The 22,507-nt window shown below is 39.6% G+C and carries 25 protein-coding genes and 1 pseudogene; 20 read left to right on the top strand and 6 right to left on the bottom strand.

The genetic code is table 11. The annotated features are described in order from the left end of the window. Nucleotides 1–4: 4 nt before the first annotated feature. Together B0184_RS05265 and rsmG are read right to left on the bottom strand one after the other, a co-directional pair. Nucleotides 5–709: a DUF4198 domain-containing protein gene (locus B0184_RS05265; protein WP_005709570.1), complete on the bottom strand. Its 705-nt coding sequence runs from the start codon at nt 707–709 to the stop codon at nt 5–7. 158 nt (nt 710–867) lie between these two features. Beyond that, entirely contained in the window at nt 868–1,482 is a 615-nt protein-coding gene (rsmG, locus tag B0184_RS05260; protein WP_005709574.1) for a 16S rRNA (guanine(527)-N(7))-methyltransferase RsmG, read from the bottom strand. Nucleotides 1,483–1,632: 150 nt separating this feature from the next. Here rsmG and B0184_RS05255 point away from each other — a divergent pair, with 150 nt between their 5' ends. Further along, nucleotides 1,633–2,244, top strand: a complete 612-nt coding sequence (locus B0184_RS05255; RefSeq protein ID WP_005709577.1) for a hypothetical protein — start codon at nt 1,633–1,635, stop codon at nt 2,242–2,244. Nucleotides 2,245–2,281: 37 nt separating this feature from the next. On the opposite strand, the pseudogene gidA reads toward B0184_RS05255, so the two are convergent. Continuing rightward, nucleotides 2,282–2,632 (bottom strand): annotated as a pseudogene (gene gidA, locus B0184_RS05250) (tRNA uridine-5-carboxymethylaminomethyl(34) synthesis enzyme MnmG); the annotation flags it as partial. Nucleotides 2,633–2,785: 153 nt separating this feature from the next. Here gidA and B0184_RS05245 point away from each other — a divergent pair. Then, entirely contained in the window at nt 2,786–3,187 is a 402-nt protein-coding gene (locus tag B0184_RS05245) for a hypothetical protein (RefSeq protein WP_005708345.1), read from the top strand. 90 nt (nt 3,188–3,277) lie between these two features. On the opposite strand, the gene mnmG is transcribed toward B0184_RS05245, so the two are convergent. After that, on the bottom strand, nt 3,278–5,170 hold the full coding sequence (mnmG, locus tag B0184_RS05240; RefSeq protein ID WP_078177643.1) for a tRNA uridine-5-carboxymethylaminomethyl(34) synthesis enzyme MnmG: 1,893 nt from the start codon (nt 5,168–5,170) through the stop codon (nt 3,278–3,280). A gap of 464 nt (nt 5,171–5,634) precedes the next feature. On the opposite strand from mnmG, the gene B0184_RS05235 reads away from it, so the two are divergent. The 5 genes from B0184_RS05235 to B0184_RS05215 all read left to right on the top strand — a co-directional run bounded on the left by B0184_RS05235 (nt 5,635) and on the right by B0184_RS05215 (nt 8,907). Further along, nucleotides 5,635–6,108, top strand: coding sequence for a YchJ family protein (locus B0184_RS05235; protein ID WP_039851631.1), 474 nt, complete (start codon nt 5,635–5,637; stop codon nt 6,106–6,108). Nucleotides 6,109–6,194: 86 nt separating this feature from the next. After that, nucleotides 6,195–6,977 carry an amino acid ABC transporter substrate-binding protein gene (locus B0184_RS05230; protein ID WP_005709821.1) on the top strand — a complete coding sequence of 261 codons (783 nt, stop codon included), beginning with the start codon at nt 6,195–6,197 and terminating at the stop codon, nt 6,975–6,977. 187 nt (nt 6,978–7,164) lie between these two features. After that, complete coding sequence (locus B0184_RS05225) at nt 7,165–8,274, top strand: transglutaminase-like domain-containing protein (protein ID WP_005709827.1); 1,110 nt, start codon at nt 7,165–7,167, stop codon at nt 8,272–8,274. Continuing rightward, nucleotides 8,246–8,608 (top strand): mercuric transporter MerT family protein, encoded by a 363-nt coding sequence (locus B0184_RS05220; protein WP_005709815.1) that lies wholly within the window; start codon nt 8,246–8,248, stop codon nt 8,606–8,608. Before B0184_RS05225 ends, B0184_RS05220 begins: the two co-directional genes overlap by 29 nt. After that, on the top strand, nt 8,608–8,907 hold the full coding sequence (locus tag B0184_RS05215) for a heavy-metal-associated domain-containing protein (RefSeq protein ID WP_005709819.1): 300 nt from the start codon (nt 8,608–8,610) through the stop codon (nt 8,905–8,907). The genes B0184_RS05220 and B0184_RS05215 overlap by 1 nt, the downstream gene beginning before the upstream one ends. A 124-nt stretch (nt 8,908–9,031) precedes the next feature. On the opposite strand, the gene B0184_RS05210 is transcribed toward B0184_RS05215, so the two are convergent. Both B0184_RS05210 and B0184_RS05205 read right to left on the bottom strand, forming a co-directional pair. Beyond that, the gene (locus tag B0184_RS05210; RefSeq protein WP_005709823.1) at nt 9,032–10,198 is read right to left on the bottom strand and encodes a GmrSD restriction endonuclease domain-containing protein; all 1,167 of its coding nucleotides are present in this window, start codon (nt 10,196–10,198) and stop codon (nt 9,032–9,034) included. Nucleotides 10,199–10,242: 44 nt separating this feature from the next. Next, the gene (locus B0184_RS05205) at nt 10,243–11,439 is read right to left on the bottom strand and encodes an adenine-specific methyltransferase EcoRI family protein (protein WP_005709829.1); all 1,197 of its coding nucleotides are present in this window, start codon (nt 11,437–11,439) and stop codon (nt 10,243–10,245) included. A 421-nt stretch (nt 11,440–11,860) separates the two neighbouring features. Here B0184_RS05205 and B0184_RS05200 point away from each other — a divergent pair, with 421 nt between their 5' ends. The 13 genes from B0184_RS05200 to lldD all read left to right on the top strand — a co-directional run bounded on the left by B0184_RS05200 (nt 11,861) and on the right by lldD (nt 22,403). Next, complete coding sequence (locus tag B0184_RS05200; protein ID WP_005707611.1) at nt 11,861–12,577, top strand: amino acid ABC transporter permease; 717 nt, start codon at nt 11,861–11,863, stop codon at nt 12,575–12,577. Between the two features lie 9 nt (nt 12,578–12,586). Continuing rightward, nucleotides 12,587–13,336 carry an amino acid ABC transporter ATP-binding protein gene (locus B0184_RS05195; protein ID WP_005707614.1) on the top strand — a complete coding sequence of 250 codons (750 nt, stop codon included), beginning with the start codon at nt 12,587–12,589 and terminating at the stop codon, nt 13,334–13,336. Between the two features lie 108 nt (nt 13,337–13,444). After that, nucleotides 13,445–13,732 carry a YfcZ/YiiS family protein gene (locus B0184_RS05190; RefSeq protein ID WP_005706598.1) on the top strand — a complete coding sequence of 96 codons (288 nt, stop codon included), beginning with the start codon at nt 13,445–13,447 and terminating at the stop codon, nt 13,730–13,732. 270 nt (nt 13,733–14,002) lie between these two features. Next, nucleotides 14,003–14,383, top strand: a complete 381-nt coding sequence (locus tag B0184_RS05185) for an ATP synthase subunit I (RefSeq protein WP_005707612.1) — start codon at nt 14,003–14,005, stop codon at nt 14,381–14,383. Nucleotides 14,384–14,410: 27 nt separating this feature from the next. Further along, nucleotides 14,411–15,208, top strand: coding sequence for a F0F1 ATP synthase subunit A (atpB, locus tag B0184_RS05180; protein WP_005707603.1), 798 nt, complete (start codon nt 14,411–14,413; stop codon nt 15,206–15,208). Between the two features lie 124 nt (nt 15,209–15,332). Next, the gene (gene atpE, locus B0184_RS05175; RefSeq protein WP_005706613.1) at nt 15,333–15,587 is read left to right on the top strand and encodes a F0F1 ATP synthase subunit C; all 255 of its coding nucleotides are present in this window, start codon (nt 15,333–15,335) and stop codon (nt 15,585–15,587) included. Between the two features lie 58 nt (nt 15,588–15,645). Next, entirely contained in the window at nt 15,646–16,116 is a 471-nt protein-coding gene (gene atpF / locus B0184_RS05170) for a F0F1 ATP synthase subunit B (RefSeq protein ID WP_005707606.1), read from the top strand. Nucleotides 16,117–16,129: 13 nt separating this feature from the next. Next, nucleotides 16,130–16,663: a F0F1 ATP synthase subunit delta gene (atpH, locus tag B0184_RS05165; RefSeq protein WP_005707610.1), complete on the top strand. Its 534-nt coding sequence runs from the start codon at nt 16,130–16,132 to the stop codon at nt 16,661–16,663. Between the two features lie 12 nt (nt 16,664–16,675). Continuing rightward, nucleotides 16,676–18,217: a F0F1 ATP synthase subunit alpha gene (atpA, locus tag B0184_RS05160; protein WP_005707615.1), complete on the top strand. Its 1,542-nt coding sequence runs from the start codon at nt 16,676–16,678 to the stop codon at nt 18,215–18,217. A 23-nt stretch (nt 18,218–18,240) separates the two neighbouring features. Then, nucleotides 18,241–19,107: a F0F1 ATP synthase subunit gamma gene (gene atpG, locus B0184_RS05155; protein WP_005707604.1), complete on the top strand. Its 867-nt coding sequence runs from the start codon at nt 18,241–18,243 to the stop codon at nt 19,105–19,107. Nucleotides 19,108–19,124: 17 nt separating this feature from the next. Next, nucleotides 19,125–20,498 carry a F0F1 ATP synthase subunit beta gene (gene atpD / locus B0184_RS05150; RefSeq protein ID WP_005707613.1) on the top strand — a complete coding sequence of 458 codons (1,374 nt, stop codon included), beginning with the start codon at nt 19,125–19,127 and terminating at the stop codon, nt 20,496–20,498. 51 nt (nt 20,499–20,549) lie between these two features. Continuing rightward, the gene (locus B0184_RS05145) at nt 20,550–20,969 is read left to right on the top strand and encodes a F0F1 ATP synthase subunit epsilon (protein WP_039850870.1); all 420 of its coding nucleotides are present in this window, start codon (nt 20,550–20,552) and stop codon (nt 20,967–20,969) included. A gap of 288 nt (nt 20,970–21,257) precedes the next feature. Next, entirely contained in the window at nt 21,258–22,403 is a 1,146-nt protein-coding gene (gene lldD / locus B0184_RS05140) for an FMN-dependent L-lactate dehydrogenase LldD (protein ID WP_005707605.1), read from the top strand. Nucleotides 22,404–22,507: the final 104 nt, after the last annotated feature.

Genomic DNA, 22,507 nt, shown 5'->3' with positions numbered 1-22,507 from the left:
AGAATTATGGTACATCAAAGGTCAGCATATATTCATAAGAACGGTCAGAATAATCAGGATTGCCTGCTACTTTTTCCTCGAATTCCGCCCATACTTTATTAAAGCCTTGGGTTGGAATAAATTGAGCTATTCCTTGTGCATTTGAAAGATTAAATGGCTGCTCTTCCCCTAATCCTACTTTAATGCCTTGAACAGGTTTACCTTGTTTTAAAACCAAAATATCGAGAGCTTTACCAGCCTCAGGTTTAGAAAGTGGAACGAGCTCGTAGTCCATATGATGATATTTCATCGCATCATCATCCCATTTCACAATCGATTTACTTAATTTAATCGGGTTAATCGAAAACTCCGCATTAGGTACTTCTCGCTTCGTTTTCTCAACATATTTGCCACTAGGCAATTTAGACCAAATTCCATTGTTAAATAAGGTGTAATAAATTTTAGCTCCTTTATCACCAACAACGGCCTCCCCTTTATCACCTTGTTTCGCATTAAATTCAAACGTAGTGTCCTGAACTTGCCCTTGTTCATCAATATATCTCACTCGTTTTAATTTTGCTTGAGGATAAAACTCGGTTTGTTCGTGCCCAAATTTGACAACATAACGTTGAATTTCCCCCGTATTTGATTCGGGTTCTAACCAGACATTGTGAGCCGAAGCCACACCAGAGAAAAGTAAAGTTGCGATAAGCGTAGATGTCAATTTCATTGATAAAAATCCTCCTAGTGACAGAAATTAAAGGGAATTATTGCTTAGTTTTTTTAACTTTTAAAATTAGATATTTTTATCATTAAATAAAGTTAGATTAAGGGAAATAAGTGGTCTGATCTTACTTAAGTTTTACCAAATCATACCACTTCAAATATCTATTTTTTTGCCAACACAACCAAATGGCGTTCACCAACTAATTCTGGTACTTGAAGCTTAATTACATCTAGTTGTTTTACAGGTTGGTTAATTTCAGCAACCTCTTCAGGCTGATACTGTCCTTTTAGTGCATAAAAACGACCGCTTGTATTTGGGAGGTGATAGCACCAATTAACCATATCATTGAGGCTGGCAAATGCACGGCTTAATACGCCATCAAATTGCTTCTCTTGATACTCTTCGACACGACTTAGCACAGGAGTTACGTTAGTCAATTTCAACTCTCGCACCGCATTTTTGATAAAAGTAATGCGTTTGCCAAGACTATCCAGCAGTGTGAATTGTTTATCAGGATTGATGATTGCCAGCGGAATCCCTGGCAAGCCAGGCCCTGTACCAACATCAATAAATTGATTACCTTCAAGATGCTGGCTAACCACAAGGCTGTCCATAATATGCTTGACTAACATCTCTTCAGGGTCACGCACAGAGGTAAGGTTATACGCTTTATTCCATTTATCTAAAAGTCTAACAAAATCAATTAGTTGCTGTTTTTGTTGTTCGCTAATTTCAATATTTGTTTGGCTAAGCAAGCGATCTAGTTTTGGGTTCATTCTGCTATTTCCTACGTTTTATCCTTATTTTACTGTGAAAGTCAGCATTCAGTAAGTGTAATTTTTAATTGTATAATAAATGATAGACCATTGCTCAAAAAAAAAACAACTTATGATACCTATACTTATTTCTATTTTTAAGGAGCTTTTATGCCTAATTTACTTAAAAAGTTACTAATCTTTAGTTTAATCAATCTTTCTGCATTTGGTATTCCAAACCTATTTGTATCCGATACACTTACTATTTGGGGAGCTTTGGGCATCTTGTCTACACTAATTTTATTAGGATTGCTCTTGAAATATCAATATGATAAAAGAGAGTACAGAAAACAGTTAGAAGATTACCGTGATCGTATTTATTGGGAGAAAAGAAAAATTGAAGACTCCTGGCTTCCTCGATGGTTTCATGAAAAATTTATAGGAATTCCAATTATAATTCCTCCTGTAAAGCCAACATCTTGGCTAATCGGCTCCCCTACAACCATAGCAACATATGGAACTGGGGTTGCATTATCCGTTGCAGGAAAATCAGCCCCAGCTATTATGACGATAGCAACTAAATTACCTTGGGGCACAGGATTAGCTAAATTAGTTGGTACAGGTACTGGAGGAGCTGAAATAGCAAGCGGATTAGCTACATTAGGGAAAATTGTTGGAGGAGGTATGGGAGCTGGAACCGTGATTTCTGCAACAGCACCACTTGTACTTTCCATAGCCCTTGTCTGGGGAGTATCCAAAATAATTGAAAAAGCAACAGAATAAAAGAAATAAGGCTTGGTTAAATCCAAGCCTTATTTTTCTATTTACAACTCACCACGTTTAAGCATAGCAGAATAGAAATCGCAGCAGGGGTAATCCCTGAAATTAGGCTTGCTTGACCAATCGTCACAGGCCGATGTTGCATCAATTTCGCTCGCACCTCATTCGATAAACTTTCTACTTTGTCGTAGTCAAATTCCGCTGGGATCGCAGTATTTTCGTGGCGTTTATGGCGCTCGATCTCTTGATATTGATGTTCAATATAGCCCTGATATTTGATCGAAATTTCCACCTGCTTAGTTGCTTCTTTATCTTCAAACGCTGGGGCAAACGGTGCGATTTGGGTTAAAATTTCATAGCTCACTTCAGGGCGACGGATTAAATCTTCACCTATTACACAAAATGCCTTTTATTTTGGGATCCTAACTTTTAGGATGTTATCTATGCTGGCTATATTTCATTTTTTATATAGGAACTTTATTTCATTAACATGTTCTAATTATGTGCCCATAAATTATGGGTAATTAATAAAGAGGATTTTATAATGAAATTTGTTAAATTTTTACCAGCGCTTGCTACCGTTATTATCGCATTACCTACCTATGCAAAAGCAGCTCCAACGGTAACAGATAAAACGGTTGTTTATTCTTGCAATAAGAAAACTGTCACTGCGGTATATCAATTCGAAAACCAAGAACCTACTGGCGCAATGGTTAGTATTGGTAACAAAATTATCGCAAAAGATTTCACTCGTGATAAATCACAATCAGATTTTACGAGCTTTACTTCAGGTAAGTATGTGTGGAATGTTGATAGCGGTTTAACTTTAGACACGTTTGATTCTGTTTTCCCAGTTAATCTAGTTCAGAAAGGTAAAAATAGCGACCAAATCATCATAAAAAACTGCGATATCAATGCTAAAGCAACCAAAAAAGCGAATCTATAATTTTAATTAGATTAGCCTTTATCTTAGCCCTACTTATTCGTAGGGCTTTTTATTACAAGGCTTAGACTTTATCTAAACCTTACTTCTCACTTACAGTTCACCGCGTTTAAGCATTCCTTGTTTTTTCAAGTTCACTAGCAAGATTGAAATGGCAGCTGGGGTAATGCCTGAAATACGACTTGCTTGACCAATCGTCACAGGCCGATGTTGCATCAATTTCGCTCGCACCTCATTCGATAAACTTTCTACTTTGTCGTAGTCAAATTCCGCTGGGATCGCAGTATTTTCGTGGCGTTTATGGCGCTCGATCTCTTGATATTGATGTTCAATATAGCCTTGATATTTAATCGAGATTTCCACCTGCTCAGCCGCTTCTTTATCTTCAATCGCTGGGGCAAAAGGTGCGATTTGGGTTAAAATTTCATAGCTCACTTCAGGGCGACGGATTAAATCTTCACCGCTTGCTTCGCGCGTTAATGGGCTGTTAAGCATTGCATTTAGCCCATCTAAATTCGCCATTTGCACGTGTGCCCATGTCTGTTTAAGACGGCTATGCTCTTTCTCAATATTTTCCATTTTTTCATTGAAACGAGCCCAACGAGCTTCATCAATTAAGCCTAAATCGTGAGCAATTGGGGTTAAACGCATATCGGCATTATCTTCACGCAATAATAAACGATATTCAGCACGAGAGGTAAACACACGGTATGGCTCTTTGGTGCCAAGCGTACAGAGATCATCCACCAATACACCCGTATAAGCGAGATCGCGAGTTGGATACCATGCCTCTTTGCCTTGCACTTGAAGTGCAGCGTTAATACCAGCTAATAAACCTTGTGCTGCCGCTTCTTCGTAACCTGTGGTGCCGTTAATTTGCCCTGCAAAGAATAAGCCTTCCACAGCTTTGGTTTCAAGCGTTGGTTTAAGATCGCGTGGGTCAAAATAGTCATATTCAATCGCATAACCCGGTTTAATGATCCGCACATTCTCTAAGCCTTTCATTGAGTGAACGATCCCCATTTGTACGTCGAATGGTAAGCTGGTTGAGATCCCATTAGGGTAAACTTCAATCGTGCTTAAACCTTCGGGTTCGAGGTAGATTTGGTGACTATTACGATCGCTAAAACGCATCACTTTATCTTCAATAGATGGACAATAACGAGGACCAACGCCTTCAATAATTCCCGTATACATCGGGCTACGATCCAAACTGTTACGGATTAAATCGTGCGTTTGTTCGTTAGTATGCGTGATATAACAAGGAATTTGGCGAGGGTGTAAATCAATGCTTCCCATAAACGACATGACAGGCAATTGTGCATCACCATGCTGTTTTGCTAATACATCAAAATTGATGGTACGAGCATCTAAACGCGGTGGCGTTCCTGTTTTTAAGCGATCAACACGTAAGTTTAGATCACGTAAACGCTGTGCTAAGGTAGTTGCAGCAGGATCGCCTGCCCGACCGCCTTCGTAGTTATCCAAACCAATGTGGATCTTACCCGCTAAAAAAGTGCCTGCAGTTAAAATGACGCTACGAGCTTTAAAGGTTAATCCCATTTTGGTTACTGCACCGCAAGCACGGTTATTTTCAATTAAAATATCAACGACTTCTTGTTGGAAAATATCTAAATTTAGCTGATTTTCAAGTGTGGTTCGGATGGCTTGGCGGTAAAGCACACGATCTGCTTGTGCACGGGTTGCACGCACCGCTGGACCTTTTGAGCTATTTAAGGTACGGAATTGGATCCCGGCTTTATCGGTTGCCAATGCCATAATCCCGCCCATGGCATCGAGCTCCTTGACCAAATGCCCTTTACCAATCCCACCAATCGCAGGGTTACACGACATCTGCCCTAAGGTATCTACATTATGCGTTAGAAGTAAGGTTTTTAGCCCCATCCGAGCGGGCGCAAGGGCAGCTTCGGTACCCGCATGACCGCCACCAACCACGATCACATCATAAATTTCATTGTAAATCATATCTAACCTATTTTTATTTTATCTGTATTAAGGATGATCATTCTACCTTAAAATCAAATGATCAGGAAAAGCATTTTTCGATCACAACATTGAGCAGAGTACGGTCACAGCTGTGATCTTTTGAGCACTAATATTATAAAAGATCTTTATATAAAGAGATCTTTACTATTTTAATTATTAGTAGAGCTTATTTTTGCGGATAAACCTATTTTTTCACGTTAGATCAATAAGTTAAAGATGATCAAAACCTTTTAAGATCGTCTTTTTAAAGAAAGAATATGTTGTGGATAATCATAGTGGTTATCCACAAGAAAAATTTCATTAAAAGTTACTTAAATAAAGATCTCACCTTATTCCGGATTTAATCACAAAGTTATCCACAATAGGGTTGTCACGCTTTTAATGTTTATTTGCTGATTTTTTATCTTATTACGCATCATCATATTTAGATAACGGGTTAATTTATGATAAATCGAACTTCTCTTTGCCCTTGTCAATCAGGCAAACCTTATCTTGATTGCTGCCAGCCTTTCCATTTACATCAAGCTGTTCCTGATACGGCGGAAAAACTCATGCGTTCTCGCTATGCGGCTTATACCTTGGTGAATATTCCTTATATTGTGGAAACTACCGTACCTGCTCAACAGGCATTGTTAGATCAGCCAGCAATGCAACTATGGGGCGAGGAAACTGATTGGGCGGGATTGGAAATCATTACACATCAACCATTTGTATCGAAAATACATAGTTGGGTTAAGTTTAAAGCCTTCTTTAATACTGAAAATGGCATTGATGCACATCACGAGCGTTCGCTTTTTGTCTTGATTGGTGGACGTTGGTATTTTGTTGATCCGACGGTGTCCTTACCAACGCAAAAACAGCCTTGTGTATGCGGCTCGGGCAAAAAATTTAAGCACTGTTGTGGGGCTTGGCTATAACTTATTCCTTTTAGTTATTTGCAAGCAGTCTAATTTGCCCGTACATTCGCACAAAAATTATTTTGTTTAAAACTAAGGATTTTATTATGTTAAAAAAATTATCTGTAATTGCATTAACCTCTTTAGCATTAGCCACTTCAGCTACTTCTTTTGCGAAAGACTCACTCTTAGAACGCATCAATAATAAAGGTGTAGTCACCGTCGGCACAGAAGGCACTTACGCCCCATTTACCTATCACGATGAAAGTGGCAAATTAACAGGCTACGATGTGGAAGTAACCCGTGCGGTCGCGGAAAAATTAGGCATAAAAGTTGAATTTAAAGAGACTAATTGGGATTCCATGTTGGCAGGTTTAAAAGCAGGTCGTTTTGATTTAGTGGCAAACCAAGTGGCATTGACCACCCCAGAACGCCAAGCAATTTTTGATAAATCAGAATCTTATAACTGGTCGGGAGCGGTATTAGTTGCCCCTAAAGATGAAACTCGCATCCATAAAGTTGAAGATGTTAAAGGCTTGCGAGCGGCACAATCTTTAACCTCAAACTATGGTGAACTTGCCCAAAAATATGGTGCGAAACTTGTTCCTGTAGATGGCTTAGCACAAAGTATCAAAGTGATTGAAACCAAACGTGCTGATTTCACTTTTAACGATTCATTGGCTATCTTAGATTACATCAAGAAAAACCCAAAATCAGATTTAAAAATTTTCTGGGAATCGGATGACAAAGTTGGAGCAGGCTTAGTAGTAGATAAAGGTAATGATGAAGCATTAAGTAAAATCAGCAATGCAATCATTGAACTTCGCAACGAAGGTAAATTAAAAGCCTTAGGTGAACAGTTCTTCGGGCGTGATGTGAGCGTTAAATAATTTGACTCAACATAGATAAATAAGCGGTCTGAATCAGCAAAACTTTTGCAAAATCAGACCGCTTGTTGTTTATTTTTTATCAAACCCCTTTCTTTTTTCTGCGGTTCTCGCTATGCTAATGGCTCGCTCTTTGCAGCGAACCTCACGCTAAAATATAGCAAGTTATGTTTATTTTAAGGGTCTTACAATGAAGAAAATGCTTCTTGCCTCTCTAGTGGCAACAGGTTTTGCCTACGCAAACCAACCTCAAACGTTTACTAATCCAAACACTACACTTCATACTTACGAATTTACCAACACTTACGATCTTGTTGTGCCGAAAGGGGCGTCTGGACAAACTAATTTATGGGTGCCATTGCCGTTTGACAGCGATTATCAAACCGTAAAATCGATAGAGTTTGAAGGGAATTACGACAAAGCATTTATTACTGAAAATAACCAATACGGTGCGAAAACACTTTATGCAAACTGGAATGACAAAGCTGAAAAACGCTTGTTAAAAGTGAAAATGGTGGTGCAAACCCAAGATCGTGAATATGGTAAAACAGGGGCGTTAAGCCAGTATCAAATGCCTGAAAAAATTGAATATAGTATCGATGTTCAGCCATATTTAAAAGCGACCGATCATATTAAAATTGACGGCATTGTGAAAGAAACAGCGGATAAAATCGTTGGGAACGAGACTAATCCACTCAAAAAAGCTGAGCTTATTCATCAATGGATCGTCAAAAATATGGAACGCGATAATAGCGTGCTAGGCTGTGGTGATGGCGATGTGGAAAAAATTCTGACCACAGGTGTGTTAAAAGGCAAATGCACCGACATTAATTCTGTCTTTGTAGCATTGGCTCGAGCGGTAAACATTCCTGCACGTGAAATTTTCGGAATTCGCTTAGGTGCTGCGCCGAAAATATCTGCTTATTCCGCAACCGCATTCGGGAGTGCTAAAGATGGCGTAGCGAACGTAAATGCTGGGCAACATTGCAGAGCAGAATTTTATCTTGCAGGTTTTGGCTGGGTGCCAGTCGATTCGGCGGATGTGGCAAAAATGCGTCTAGCAGAGAAAAAATCGGTGGAGGATAAAGAGACACAAGCAGTTGCTAATTATCTATTTGGCAACTGGGAAGCAAACTGGGTTGGATTTAACCACGCACGCGATTTCGCTTTATACCCAACGCCAGAACTCACTCCGCTTAACAACTTTGGCTATCCGTATGCAGAAGTGGGCGGCGAGCCATTAAATTCATTCGATGCCAAAGAGTTTGGTTATGAATTTATCTCTAAAGAAATCAAATAATCGTTTTATTGCAACTTGTGTCACTGCGGTCGTCGCTGCGGTGACTTCAAGCCTTTGTTGCATTGCACCGCTGATTTATTTGCTGTTTGGCGTTTCCTCCACGTGGCTTATCGAATTAAATCAATTTGATTTTTTACGCATCCCAATGTTGGTGCTTTCGCTTGTGGCATTTAGTTACGGCTTCTGGCTCTTGGTTTTCTCGAAAAAAATCATCTGTACCCGATATTTATCACGCCGAGCCTTGCTTGTCCTTTACTGGCTCGTGTTCGGCATCATTCTTTTCTTCTTATTTTATCCAACATTTTTACCGTGGATATTAGAACAGGTGGAATAATGAAAACTTGGATTTTAGCCTTAGGACTGGCTTCCTCTGCCCTGCCAACGCATTTTGCTCACGCAACCGAAACCACGCAAACCCAACCGCAACGCGAGGTGATGTTAAGTGTGCCCGAAATGAACTGCCAACTTTGTATTTATTTGGTTAATCGAGAACTCCGCTCTATTGAGGGAGTGATTTCCACCAAAGCCAATATGAAAGAACGCAACGTAAAAGTGGTTGCAAAACCTGAAGTGAGCAATGAACAACTTATTCAAGCGATTGAAAAGTTGCATTACACTGCTAAAGTGATGTGATATGGAAAAGACAAGCGGTCGAATTTGTAAAATAAATTCGACCGCTCATTTTTGTATATGTTTATCGGCATAAACATATGCCCAGAATATGTCGAAAAAATGGGATTTTTTAAATATGAGAAACTTATTTATTTCCTTTACTTCGATTATGCTTTATACAAAGCATTTCACAATTCTCCGCGGAAGTTGCTCCGCCTTTACTCCACGCTAAAACATGATCAGCTTCCATTTCTTTCATAGTCCAAATTTTGGTTTTATCGGCATTGTCATGAATGGCACAAAGCGGGCAGTTGGATTTCCCTTCTTTTTCAGCTTGCTCGGTTTGTTTTTTATAAGTTGCTTTTTTGGTGGCTTCGTCAAACACTCGAACATCTAGCAATCGTTTATCTTGCTCTCCACCTAAAATATATTCAAAAATCCCTTTACGGTTTTTTATATAAGGATCGGAATATAAGGCTTTTACCCGCTCTGCAACTTGTGTGGGATTGTAGGCAGTTTTGCCGTAGGTGGCGTACAATCGTCCCCATTCTAAGCCCTTCATTTCTTTCTCTGGGCTTTCTTCAAATACCGTTGAAATCCAATCAATAACCGTGGTGAAATGATTTTCTAATTCGGTAATGTTGTCGCTGTGGCGATGAGTTTGCATATAATCGCTCACGTTACCGTTGCTTACCCAATTTAAGGCTTCAGCTAAGAAATCTTGTCGAGCAGCAGAGCCTTTAATATAAGCCCCCCATTTTTGAGTATGCGGATTTTGGCTATTACTAAATTTTTCTTTCGCTTTGGTGACAAATTTGCCCGAATAAATTGCATTCAGTAATTCTTGCTCATTGAGCGGTACACCTGCAATGTTGATAGTTTTAAACCACTCTTTAATATCGCTTTCATCGCCTTTGCAAATATAAACCAGCAATTTGTTTTTTTTAATCAATTCCTGTTTATCTTCTGGTAACGCATTAAAGTTAAATGGCTCTCCATCAATGATGATTGAGAGTTTATTGGTCATAAATCTCCCAATACTGGTAATGCGTTGCTGTCCGTCTAGTACTTCGTATTGGTTGTCAGCAGTTTGGTTAAAATAAATCAGTCCAAGCGGGTAGCCTTTTAAAATGGATTGAATTACTGCAACATCTCGCTTACCGTCTGCATAAATATAGTTTCGTTGATATTCAGGCTGAATGGTGAGTTTTCCACCCCAGCCAAATAACCCTTTACCTTCCAATTCGTTATATTGGAATCCTTCGCACAGGGCTTCTAAAGTGATTTCATTATTTAAGGTTGTTTGCATCATTGTTGATTTTTCCGTTATAAGAGCAGTTGATTTTTGAAGGATTTTTACCGTTTGTGCTTAATAAAAATTCTCTGATAAGCAGATTGCACTGAGTGCCCATCTTGATTTATGAAATAATTTTTCTTTCCATCATTCATTGCAAGATTTGCGTTCTCATTTGTTTTTCCACCTTTTGAGCCTGTTTTCTCACCATTTTGTTTCATTTCCCAATAGTCATCATATTTTTTGGTATCTGGAACAAGATCATGACAACCTCGTTGTGTTGCTCCTAAAATTTCAAACTGATCTGGATTGTATTTATCTAAGAAAGAAATCGGTACGCCCATTACGCCATCAAAATCACTTGGAATGGCATTGGTAAAAGGGACTTCAATGGCGTTGTAGTTATCATATTGTTGGTAAGCGATTGTTCCTATAATCTTTTTATTAAATTTAAGATTATCAGCCATTGTCATTAACGGTAATGGTTCGTGGCGACGACCATGTTCAATGTTGGTAAACCAGCAAACACCAGGAACTCGATTAACTTTCTGCCCACCTTGTTCTCGTTCAAATTTATAAGTATCAGCATAAACAAAATTATCAGGTACTCTGAAATACATTCCTTGATTAAAATTAGTTGCTCCTAGCCAAAATTTGTTATCTTTAATTAATAAGAAACTTTCTTTATAAGTAATCGCATTCATATTGCCAATGATCGTAAATTGCTTATTTGCTTCCACTATCCACGCCAAAAACTCCCGAAACAGAGAAAAAGGAGGGTTAGTTATAATAATATCGGCTTGATCGCGTAATTTTTTTACTTCATCACTACGGAAATCGCCATCGCCTTTTAAGTATTTCCACTCTAAATCGTCAATATTGATTTTACCATCGCCCGACTTATCGTGCGTAAGCGTAAAAATTTTGCCTTGTTTTGGGCTTAATTCTGGATCAAAACGTTCATCACTTTGCTCAAATAAAGAGGGTTGATAAGCAAAGCCCGCAGGTTTGCTGGTAGCGGCAAAGCTTGTGCTGATAAGCTTTTTTAAACCTAAACGCTGGAAATTTTGGGCAAAGTATTTGGTAAAGTTGCTCCATTCGGGATCATCACAAGGAAGTAGAATGGTTTTATCTTTGAACACATCAGGATTGAAATCCAAGTAGGCTTGCATTTCTTTTTCAATGTCGTGGTATTGGGTATAAAACTCGTCGTTTTTGGCGGTTTTTGCTTTAGAAAGGTTACTGTTTTTTGCTGCCATTATGCCACCTCTTTTTTCATAGGGGCTATTGACAGCAATAGAATAGATTTTAAACTATTTTGTGTAGAATCGTTGTAGAATCGTTGTAGAATCGTTGTAGAATCGTTGTAGAATCGTTGTAGAATCGTTGTAGAATCGTTGTAGAATCGTTGTAGAATCGTTGTAGAATCGTTGTAGAATCGTATGAGGCATTTATATTCTCCTAATATATAAACTAAATTCCTGTAAATTATATCGTATTTGCATACTGAATAAAAAAACTCTTATTTCTTATATAAATGCTTTAACAAGCGGTCGAATTCGTAAAATCAAACGCAAATTCGACCGCTTGTTTTTCTATATTGTAACAATTCGTTAATCTCCCCTTGCAACCCAGCCAATTTTCCTTACAATCGGGAAAAAAATTTTTTAAGGATTTTCTGTGTTAGAAACTTTATTACTTCAAATCCCATTTATGGATGAAGGCCGCGTGAAGCTGGTTATTGATGCTTTTGGGCCGATGGTGGAAGCTGCGGTGTTAGTCTCTATTCCGTTGGCGATTGCTTCTTTTATTATTGGGATGATTTTAGCAGTGGGGGTGGCGTTAATTCGTGTAACGCCTGTAAATGGCGTGTTGCATCGAATTGCGTTGGCGATTGTGAAGGTGTACATCTCGATTATTCGTGGTACGCCAATGTTGGTGCAAATTTCGGTAGTGTTCTATGGCTTGCCGGCGATAGGGGTATTTATTGACCCGATTCCTGCGGCGATTATCGGCTTCTCGCTCAATATAGGGGCGTATGCGTCGGAAACGGTGCGTGCGGCGATTTCTTCTGTACCGAAAGGGCAGTGGGAAGCAGGATATACGATTGGGATGACCTATATGCAAACCTTCCGTCGTATAATTGCTCCGCAAGCGGTTCGTGTGGCAGTTCCGCCGTTGAGTAATACCTTTATTGGGCTGTTTAAAGATACTTCGTTGGCTTCGGTAGTAACCGTAACGGAGATGTTCCGCGTAGCTCAACAAATGGCAAATATGTCGTATGATTTCTTGCCCGTTTATATTGAAGCGGGTGTGATTTATTGGTGCTTCTGTTGGGTACTGTTCCTCATTCAAGCAAAATTAGAAAACCGTTTTAATCGTTTTGTTGCGAAATAAGGAAAAATGATGATCGAGATTAAAAATATCCATAAAACATTTGGCAACAATACGATTTTGCGTGGTATTGACCTGAATATTCAAAAAGGGCAAGTGGTCGTGATTTTAGGGCCGTCAGGTTCGGGCAAGACGACGTTTTTGCGTTGTTTGAACGCATTAGAAATGCCTGAGCAAGGTACGATTAAATTCGAAAATGAGCAACCGCTAGCGGTTGATTTTGGGGATAATCCTACAAAAAAAGCCATTTTAGCATTACGACGTAAATCGGGGATGGTCTTCCAAAATTACAATCTTTTTCCGCATAAAACAGCGGTAGAAAATGTGATGGAAGGTCCTGTATTCGTGCAAGGAAAGTCAGTTACACAAGCTAAACAAGAAGCAATGGCGTTGTTGGCTAAAGTGGGATTAGCGGATAAAGCCGAGCTCTATCCATATCAACTTTCAGGCGGGCAACAGCAACGTGTGGGGATTGCACGTGCGTTGGCAATTCAGCCTGAACTGATGCTGTTTGATGAGCCAACTTCGGCACTTGACCCAGAGCTTGTACAAGATGTGTTAAACACGATGAAAGAGCTGGCAAATGAAGGTTGGACGATGGTAGTGGTCACGCACGAGATCAAGTTTGCCTTAGATGTTGCCGATGTGGTTGTGGTGATGGATGGCGGGGAGATTGTAGAACAAGGTTCGCCGAAAGCGTTATTTGAAAATCCGCAACACGAACGCACTAAACGGTTCTTGCATCAAATTCGGGATCACTAATCTTCTAGATTAGTCTTTTGCGTTAGATCATATAATTTCTAATCTGCATTTGACCCTCTAACTAATTAGTATTAAAGTTATATCCACTTTTTAGAAAAGGGATATGTTATGAAAAACGAAAAACCAATTGAATGCACAGGTTGCAACACTTTTGATGTCGGTTCTATTTTAGATAATAGTGAAGTGACGGCTCAAGTTGAGCGAGTTTATGGTTCTGAAGCAGAAGCTCAAGAGGCATTAGCCCGTTTAAATGCGAAAGCGAAAGAGGTTGATGAAGGCTATCAAGTAGAAAGCCAAATCAATGCAGTGGAAGGTGGTTTCAAACTTGATGCGAACTTTACCTTTAGCTGTCAAGCCGAAGTGGTCATCTTCCAATTAGGTACACGTGCTATTTAATTTTTAGAAAAAGCGAGAATTTACTTCTCGCTTTTTCATCTTTATTTTTCTGTTTCAAATAAGTTAATCTTTTACAAAAAATCAAAAAAAGTAATCACTTGTAATTCTTTTAAAATATAAAAAAATTAAAAAAGGAACTTTTTAATTAAATTTTAACAAAACGCAATTTTCTTCCCCTTTTTTAGTATGATTTTTGTTGAAACTCAACAATGGTAGCGTATAATTCGGGAGATTTTTCTGAATTAACAAACCAAATAAAAAGGAACGCCAATGTCGGCTGTGATCAATCGAGCCAAACAGCGTTATATCAAAGCGATAAAATGGGAAATGGCGATTATTTTTTTGAGTTTCCTTGCAGTGATTGCCGTGCAATCCGAACTTAATGTTTCGTTTTTAGCGGGAGCAATTTCAAGTTTTTTACCGCATTGCGTGTTTGTTTACTGGATTTTCTTTAAATCAGCAAAAGTTCAACAAAAAATGACAGCTTTCTACTGGGGAGAGGGAATGAAATGGTTAATGACGATGGTGTTAATCATCCTGAGTTTGACTCTGCTTCCTGCGTTAAAAGTGCTGTTTTTCTTTGCTGGTTATTTCGTTACATTATTGTTAAATATTGTGTTACCTGTAATGCTCGAACGGCATACAACCTAGTTTTTATATTTTTATCAAGGATAAATTATGGCTGGAAATACCGCTGAATATATTGGTCACCACCTTACGTTTGCAACCACAGGCGAGGGCTTTTGGAATGTGCATTTAGATACGTTATTTTTCTCTATCGTATCAGCACTGATTTTCTTATTTGTGTTTCGCAAAGTTGCAAAAAGTGCAACGACTGGCGTGCCAAGTAAGTTGCAATGTTTTGTAGAAATGGTGGTTGAATGGGTGGATGGTTTAGTAAAAGATAACCTTCACGCATCACACCATATTCGTCATAAAGTGGCTGCATTAGCATTAACCATTTTCTGTTGGGTTTTTGTGATGAATGCGATTGACTTAGTTCCTGTTGATTTTCTTCCTCAATTCGCTGGATTGTTCGGTGTTCACTATTTACGTGCGGTACCAACGGCAGATATTAGTGCAACACTGGGTATGTCAATTTGTGTGTTTGCCTTAATTCTCTTCTATACTGTGAAATCAAAAGGTTTTAGTGGTTTGGCAAAAGAATATACGCTCCACCCTTTTAATCACTGGGCATTTATTCCCGTCAATTTCATTCTTGAAAGCGTAACATTATTAGCAAAACCGATTTCATTGGCGTTCCGTCTATTCGGTAATATGTATGCAGGTGAGTTAATCTTCATCTTAATTGCAGTAATGTATATGGCGGACAATTTTGCATTGCAAGCATTGGGCATTCCATTGCATTTAGTTTGGGCGATTTTCCACATTTTGGTTATTACGCTCCAAGCCTTTATCTTTATGATGCTAACGATTGTTTACTTGAGTATCGCTTATAACAAAGCGGATCATTAAACGAACCCATAAGCGGTGGAATTTTAGTGAAATTTTGCAAAAATTAGACCGCTTGTATTTTTCTTTAACTTAAACAAAACCTTAGCCGAGAGGCTAATTCCTCAATCTTTTAATGGAGAACATTATGGAATCAGTAATCACAGCAACTATTATTGGTGCATCAATTTTATTAGCTTTCGCAGCACTTGGTACTGCAATTGGCTTCGCACTTTTAGGTGGCAAATTTTTAGAGTCTTCTGCTCGTCAACCTGAATTAGCAAGCAGCTTACAAACTAAAATGTTCATCGTTGCTGGTCTTTTAGATGCTATCGCAATGATCGCTGTTGGTATTGCATTATTATTCATCTTCGCAAACCCATTCATCGGTTTATTAGGCTAATCCCTATAAATAATAGGCGTTACCTTCGGGTAATTTAACTAACTTTATAGGAGGCGTTGTGAACTTAAATGCAACACTAATTGGCCAACTTATTGCATTCGTCCTTTTTGTGGCGTTCTGTATGAAATATGTATGGCCACCGCTTATTAATGCGATTGAAGAGCGTCAAGCAAATATAGCTAACGCTTTAGCATCAGCGGAAAAAGCGAAACAAGAGCAAGCAGACTCAAAAGCTGAAGCGGATAAAGAAATCCTTAAAGCTAAAGAAGAAGCTCAAAAAATTATTGATTTAGCAACGAAAAGACGTAATGAAATTTTAGAATCTGTGCAAGCAGAGGCTGAGGTGGAACGTCAGCGTATTATTGAACAAGGTCGTGCGGAAGTGGAAAGCGAACGTAAACGTGTTCAAGAAGAGCTTCGTCAAAAAGTAGCAGCATTAGCTGTGGCTGGTGCAGAGAAAATTGTGGGTCGTTCTATTGATGAAGCGGCAAACAATGACATTATTGATAAGCTAGTTGCAGAACTATAATAAGGTGGGGCAGATGTCAGAATATAGTACAGTAGCTCGCCCCTACGCTAAAGCAGCGTTTGATTTTGCTTTAGAACAAGGTCAGTTGGATAAATGGCAAGCGATGCTTACCTTTTCAGCCGTAGTAGCGGAAAATGAGCAGGTGGCAGATTATCTTTCATCTTCGCTTGCAAACGGTCAAATTGCAGAGTTTTTTTGCAATGTCTGCGGTGACCAGCTAGATCAATATGGGCAAAATTTTATTCGTGTGATGGCTGAAAATAAACGCCTTGCAATCCTTCCATCCGTACTCGCGCAATTTAGCGAACTTCGTGCAGAGCATGAAGCGGTAAAAGAAGTGTTAGTGGTTTCAGCTAGCGAATTAAGTCAAGCACAAGAAAAGAAAATCGCTCAAGCGATGGAAAAACGCTTAGGTAAAAAAGTGCGTTTAAATAGCCAAATTGACCCGTCTGTTATTGCAGGGGTAATCATTCAGTATGATGATGTCGTCATTGACGGTAGTAGCCGTGGGCAATTAAACCGCTTAAATCAAGCGTTGAGCTTGTAAGAGGAATAAAAAATGCAACTAAATTCAACTGAAATTAGTGAATTGATTAAAAAACGCATTGCCCAGTTTAATGTGGCAAGCGAAGCACAAAGCACAGGGACAATTGTTTCTGTAAGCGATGGTATTATTCGTGTTCATGGTCTTGCTGATGTAATGCAAGGTGAGATGATCGAATTACCAGGCAATCGTTACGCAATCGCATTAAACTTAGAACGTGATTCTGTTGGTGCGGTAGTAATGGGTCCTTATGCTGATTTAGCAGAAGGCATGACAGTAAAATGTACCGGTCGTATTTTAGAAGTACCAGTAGGTCGTGGTTTATTAGGCCGTGTGGTAAACACTTTAGGTCAGCCAATTGATGGTAAAGGTGAAGTGGAACACGATGGCTTCTCTCCAGTAGAAGTAATTGCACCAGGTGTTATTGACCGTCAATCAGTAGATCAACCTGTTCAAACCGGTTATAAAGCGGTTGACTCAATGGTACCAATTGGTCGTGGTCAACGTGAGTTAATCATCGGCGACCGTCAAACCGGTAAAACGGCATTAGCAATCGATGCTATCATCGCGCAAAAAGATTCTGGCGTAAAATGTATCTACGTTGCTATTGGTCAAAAAGCTTCAACTATTGCGAACGTAGTGCGTAAATTAGAAGAGCACGGTGCATTAGCAAATACTATCGTTGTAGTAGCATCTGCATCTGAATCAGCAGCATTACAATACCTTGCACCATACTCTGGTTGTGCAATGGGTGAATACTTCCGTGACCGTGGTGAAGATGCGTTAATTGTTTATGATGATTTATCTAAACAAGCAGTTGCTTACCGTCAAATTTCATTATTATTACGTCGTCCACCAGGTCGTGAAGCATTCCCTGGGGATGTATTCTACCTACACTCTCGTTTACTAGAGCGCGCAGCACGCGTAAATGCAGATTATGTAGAACGTTTCACTAATGGTGCAGTAAAAGGTCAAACAGGTTCTTTAACGGCATTACCAATTATTGAAACTCAAGCGGGTGACGTTTCAGCATTCGTACCGACAAACGTAATTTCGATTACCGATGGTCAGATTTTCTTAGAATCTAACTTATTTAACTCAGGTATTCGTCCTGCGGTAAACCCTGGTATCTCTGTTTCTCGTGTAGGTTCTGCGGCACAAACCAAAGTAATTAAAAAATTATCAGGCGGTATCCGTACTGCATTAGCGCAATATCGTGAATTAGCAGCGTTTGCACAGTTTGCATCAGATTTAGATGATGCAACGCGTAAACAACTTTCTCACGGTCAAAAAGTAACAGAATTGTTGAAACAAAAACAATTTGCGCCAATGCCGGTAAGTGAACAAGCGCTTGTTTTATTTGCTGCTGAATTTGGCCACTTAGATGATGTAGAAGTTGAGCGTATTGGCTCATTTGAATCTGCATTATTGGCTTACGCTAATAGCAACCATGCTGATTTTATGAAGGATTTAGCAAAATCTGGCGATTATAACGATTCAATTAAGGATCAATTAAAAGCTATCGTTGAGAACTTCAAAAAGAACGGTGCATGGTAATCACTAACTAGCGGAGAAAGATTATGGCAGGTGCGAAAGAGATAAGAACCAAAATTGCGAGTGTTCGTAATACGCAAAAAATTACGAAAGCAATGGAAATGGTTGCAACCTCTAAAATGCGTAAAACGCAAGAGCGTATGTCGGCTTCTCGCCCGTATTCGGAAACTATCCGTAAGGTGATCAGCCATATTGCAAAAGGCAGCATTGGTTATAAGCACCCGTTTTTAACTGAACGTGAGATTAAAAAAGTAGGCTACTTAATCGTATCTACAGACCGCGGCTTATGTGGCGGTCTTAACATCAATTTATTCAAAGCAACATTGAATGAATTTAAAACATGGAAAGATAAAAACGTTAGTGCAGAGCTTGGCTTAGTAGGTTCAAAAGCGGTAAGTTTTTACCAAAGTCTTGGTTTAAATGTGCGTTCTCAAGTTATTGGTTTAGGTGATAATCCTGAAATGGAACGTATTGTGGGCATTGTAAATGAAATGATTGATGCCTACCGCAATGAAGAAGTGGATGCAGTGTTTGTGGCGTATAACCGTTTTGAAAACACAATGTCACAAAAACCAGTTATCGCACAATTACTTCCGTTACCAAAATTAGCAGATGACGAATTAGAGACTAAAGGTTCATGGGATTATATTTATGAACCAAATCCACAAGTATTGTTGGATAGTTTATTAGTACGTTACTTGGAAACTCAGGTGTATCAAGCGATTGTAGATAACCTTGCTTCTGAACAAGCCGCTCGAATGGTAGCAATGAAAGCCGCAACAGACAACGCGGGTACTTTAATTGATGAATTACAATTAGTGTACAACAAAGCTCGCCAAGCAAGCATTACAAATGAATTAAATGAAATTGTCGCCGGTGCGGCAGCAATTTAGAGAAAAGAGGAACGGTAATGGCAACAGGAAAAATTGTACAGATCATCGGTGCGGTGATTGACGTTGAATTCCCACAAGATGCAGTACCAAAAGTATATGATGCGTTAAAAGTAGAATCAGGTTTAACGCTTGAAGTCCAACAGCAATTAGGTGGTGGACTTGTTCGTTGTATCGCACTCGGTACATCAGACGGTTTAAAACGTGGTTTAAAAGTTGAAAATACTCACAACCCAATTCAAGTACCAGTGGGTACTAAAACATTGGGCCGTATTATGAACGTGTTAGGTGAGCCAATCGATGAAAAAGGTCCTATCGGCGAAGAAGAACGTTGGGATATTCATCGTGCAGCACCAAGCTACGAAGAACAATCAAACAGCACGGAATTACTCGAAACTGGTATCAAAGTTATCGACTTAATCTGCCCATTCGCAAAAGGGGGTAAAGTTGGTTTATTCGGTGGTGCGGGTGTAGGTAAAACCGTTAACATGATGGAGTTAATCCGTAACATCGCGATCGAACACTCTGGTTACTCAGTGTTTGCAGGTGTTGGTGAGCGTACTCGTGAAGGTAACGACTTCTATCATGAAATGACAGACTCTAACGTATTAGATAAAGTATCGTTAGTGTATGGTCAAATGAACGAACCACCAGGTAACCGTTTACGTGTAGCATTAACTGGTTTAACCATGGCAGAAAAATTCCGTGATGAAGGTCGTGATGTATTATTCTTCGTAGATAATATCTATCGTTATACTCTTGCTGGTACTGAAGTATCTGCGTTATTAGGTCGTATGCCATCTGCGGTAGGTTACCAACCAACATTAGCAGAAGAAATGGGTGTGTTACAAGAGCGTATCACCTCAACCAAAACTGGTTCGATTACCTCTGTACAAGCGGTTTACGTTCCTGCCGATGACTTAACTGACCCATCGCCAGCAACAACTTTCGCACACTTAGACTCAACCGTCGTATTAAGCCGTAACATTGCTTCGCTTGGTATCTACCCAGCGGTGGATCCATTAGACTCAACTTCACGCCAATTAGACCCATTAGTGGTAGGCGAAGAACACTATAACGTAGCACGCGGTGTACAAGGTACATTACAACGTTATAAAGAGTTAAAAGACATTATCGCGATTCTTGGTATGGACGAATTGTCTGAAGACGATAAACTTGTGGTAGCACGTGCTCGTAAAATCGAACGTTTCTTATCACAACCGTTCTTCGTGGCAGAAGTGTTCACAGGCTCACCAGGTAAATATGTACCATTAAAAGACACCATCCGTGGCTTTAAAGGCATCTTAGAAGGCGAGTTCGACCACATCCCAGAACAAGCGTTCTATATGGCAGGTTCAATCGACGAAGTAGTTGAAAGAGCGAGCAAAATGTAATTGTTCCCTAACCCGATTAGGAACATCCGAAGAGGAAAATAGGAGAACAATATGGCAATGCAATTTGAACTTAACGTCGTCAGTGCTGAGCAAAAAATCTTCACAGGGCAAGTTGTTAGCGTACGAGTAACTGGGATTGATGGTGAGTTAGGTGTGTATGCAGGGCATACCCCATTATTAACCGCAATCAAACCAGGTATGGTGAAATACACCTTATCTGATGGCAATGAAGCATTTATTTATGTTTCAGGTGGCTTCTTAGAAGTACAGCCAACAGTGGTTACCGTACTAGCAGATGTGGCTATTCGAGGCGAAGAACTTGATCAACAACGCATCTTAGCAGCTAAACGTAAAGTAGAGGAAAGTTTAAGCAAGGCCAACGATGTTGACCTTTCTGCAAAACTTTCTCGCGAAATCGCGAAACTCCGCGTTTACGACATCGTTAATTCACAACTTTCTCGCAGAAGATAACTTATTCAAGTTAAACCAAATCCCAACCAAATGGTTGGGGTTTTCTTTTGTAGGGTGTTAAATGAAGTTCACGCATACAATCGGTGGGATTTTTATAAAGATTGGCAAAGTTTATGATGAATTTGACCGCTTGCCGAGGGTAACAAGTTACCCTTAGCAATTTATACACGAACCTTCCCCAAATAAACTGTGATCTAGATCTCAAAATAAGAATAATTAGCATTTAATCTTGTTAAATTAGTGTTACACTCTGACAACTTTCTTATTAACAGAGTTCAAGAGGTCAAAATGATTATTTCATCAGCCAGCGATTATCGTGAAGCGGCGCGTCGCCGTGTTCCTCCTTTTATGTTCCACTATGCCGATGGCGGTTCTTATGCCGAGCAAACTCTTTCTCGTAATGTGAGCGATTTGGAAAATATCGCTTTAAGACAACGTGTACTAAAAGATATGTCGGATTTAGATACCAGCATTGAATTATTCGGCGAAAAACTTTCAATGCCAACCATTCTTGCACCCGTTGGAGCATGTGGTATGTATGCTCGTCGTGGGGAAGTGCAAGCAGCACAAGCGGCTGATAACAAAGGTGTGCCATTTACGCTTTCAACTGTATCAATTTGCCCGATTGAGGAAGTGGCACCGGCGATTAAACGCCCGATGTGGTTCCAGCTTTATGTATTAAAAGATCGTGGCTTTATGAAAAATGCCCTTGAGCGTGCCAAAGCCGCGGGCTGTTCAACTTTGGTGTTCACCGTGGATATGCCGACCCCTGGTGCACGTTATCGTGATATGCACTCAGGAATGAGTGGTCCTTATAAAGAAATTCGCCGTGTGTTGCAAGGCTTTACCCACCCAATTTGGGCATATGATGTAGGCTTGAAAGGTAAACCACATACACTCGGCAACGTTTCTTCTTATATGGGAAAACAAATCGGCTTGGATGACTATATCGGCTGGTTAACTGAAAACTTTGACCCATCCATTTCGTGGAAAGATTTAGAATGGATTCGTGAGTTCTGGGAAGGTCCTATGGTAATTAAAGGTATTCTCGACCCTGAAGATGCGAAAGATGCGGTGCGTTTTGGTGCAGACGGGATTGTGGTGTCAAACCACGGTGGTCGTCAGTTAGATGGCGTGCTTTCAAGTGCAAGAGCATTACCGCCGATTGCCGATGCGGTAAAAGGGGATATTAAAATTATTGCTGACTCAGGTATTCGTAATGGTTTAGATGTAGTACGTATGTTAGCGTTAGGAGCAGATGCAACAATGTTAGGTCGAGCATTTGTTTATGCGTTGGGGGCAGCAGGTCGTCAAGGTGTTGAAAATATGTTGGATATTTTCAAAAAAGAGATGCGTGTAGCGATGACATTAACCAGCAATCGTACTATTGCCGATATTAAACCAGATGCATTAGTGGATTTAAGTAAACTCTAATTTACAAAACTTGGAGAAAAATAAACCGCTTGTTGGTGTAATTTTGTGTTTTGTGTATGTGTTTTCTACAAGCGCTAAATTTTTTAAAATTTTTTGCAAAAAGT

Source organism: Haemophilus paraphrohaemolyticus (assembly GCF_002015045.1).
GTDB lineage: Bacteria > Pseudomonadota > Gammaproteobacteria > Enterobacterales > Pasteurellaceae > Haemophilus_A > Haemophilus_A paraphrohaemolyticus.
The sequence above is the reverse complement of the archived record's forward strand: the minus strand, read 5'-3'. Positions and strand labels throughout refer to the sequence as shown.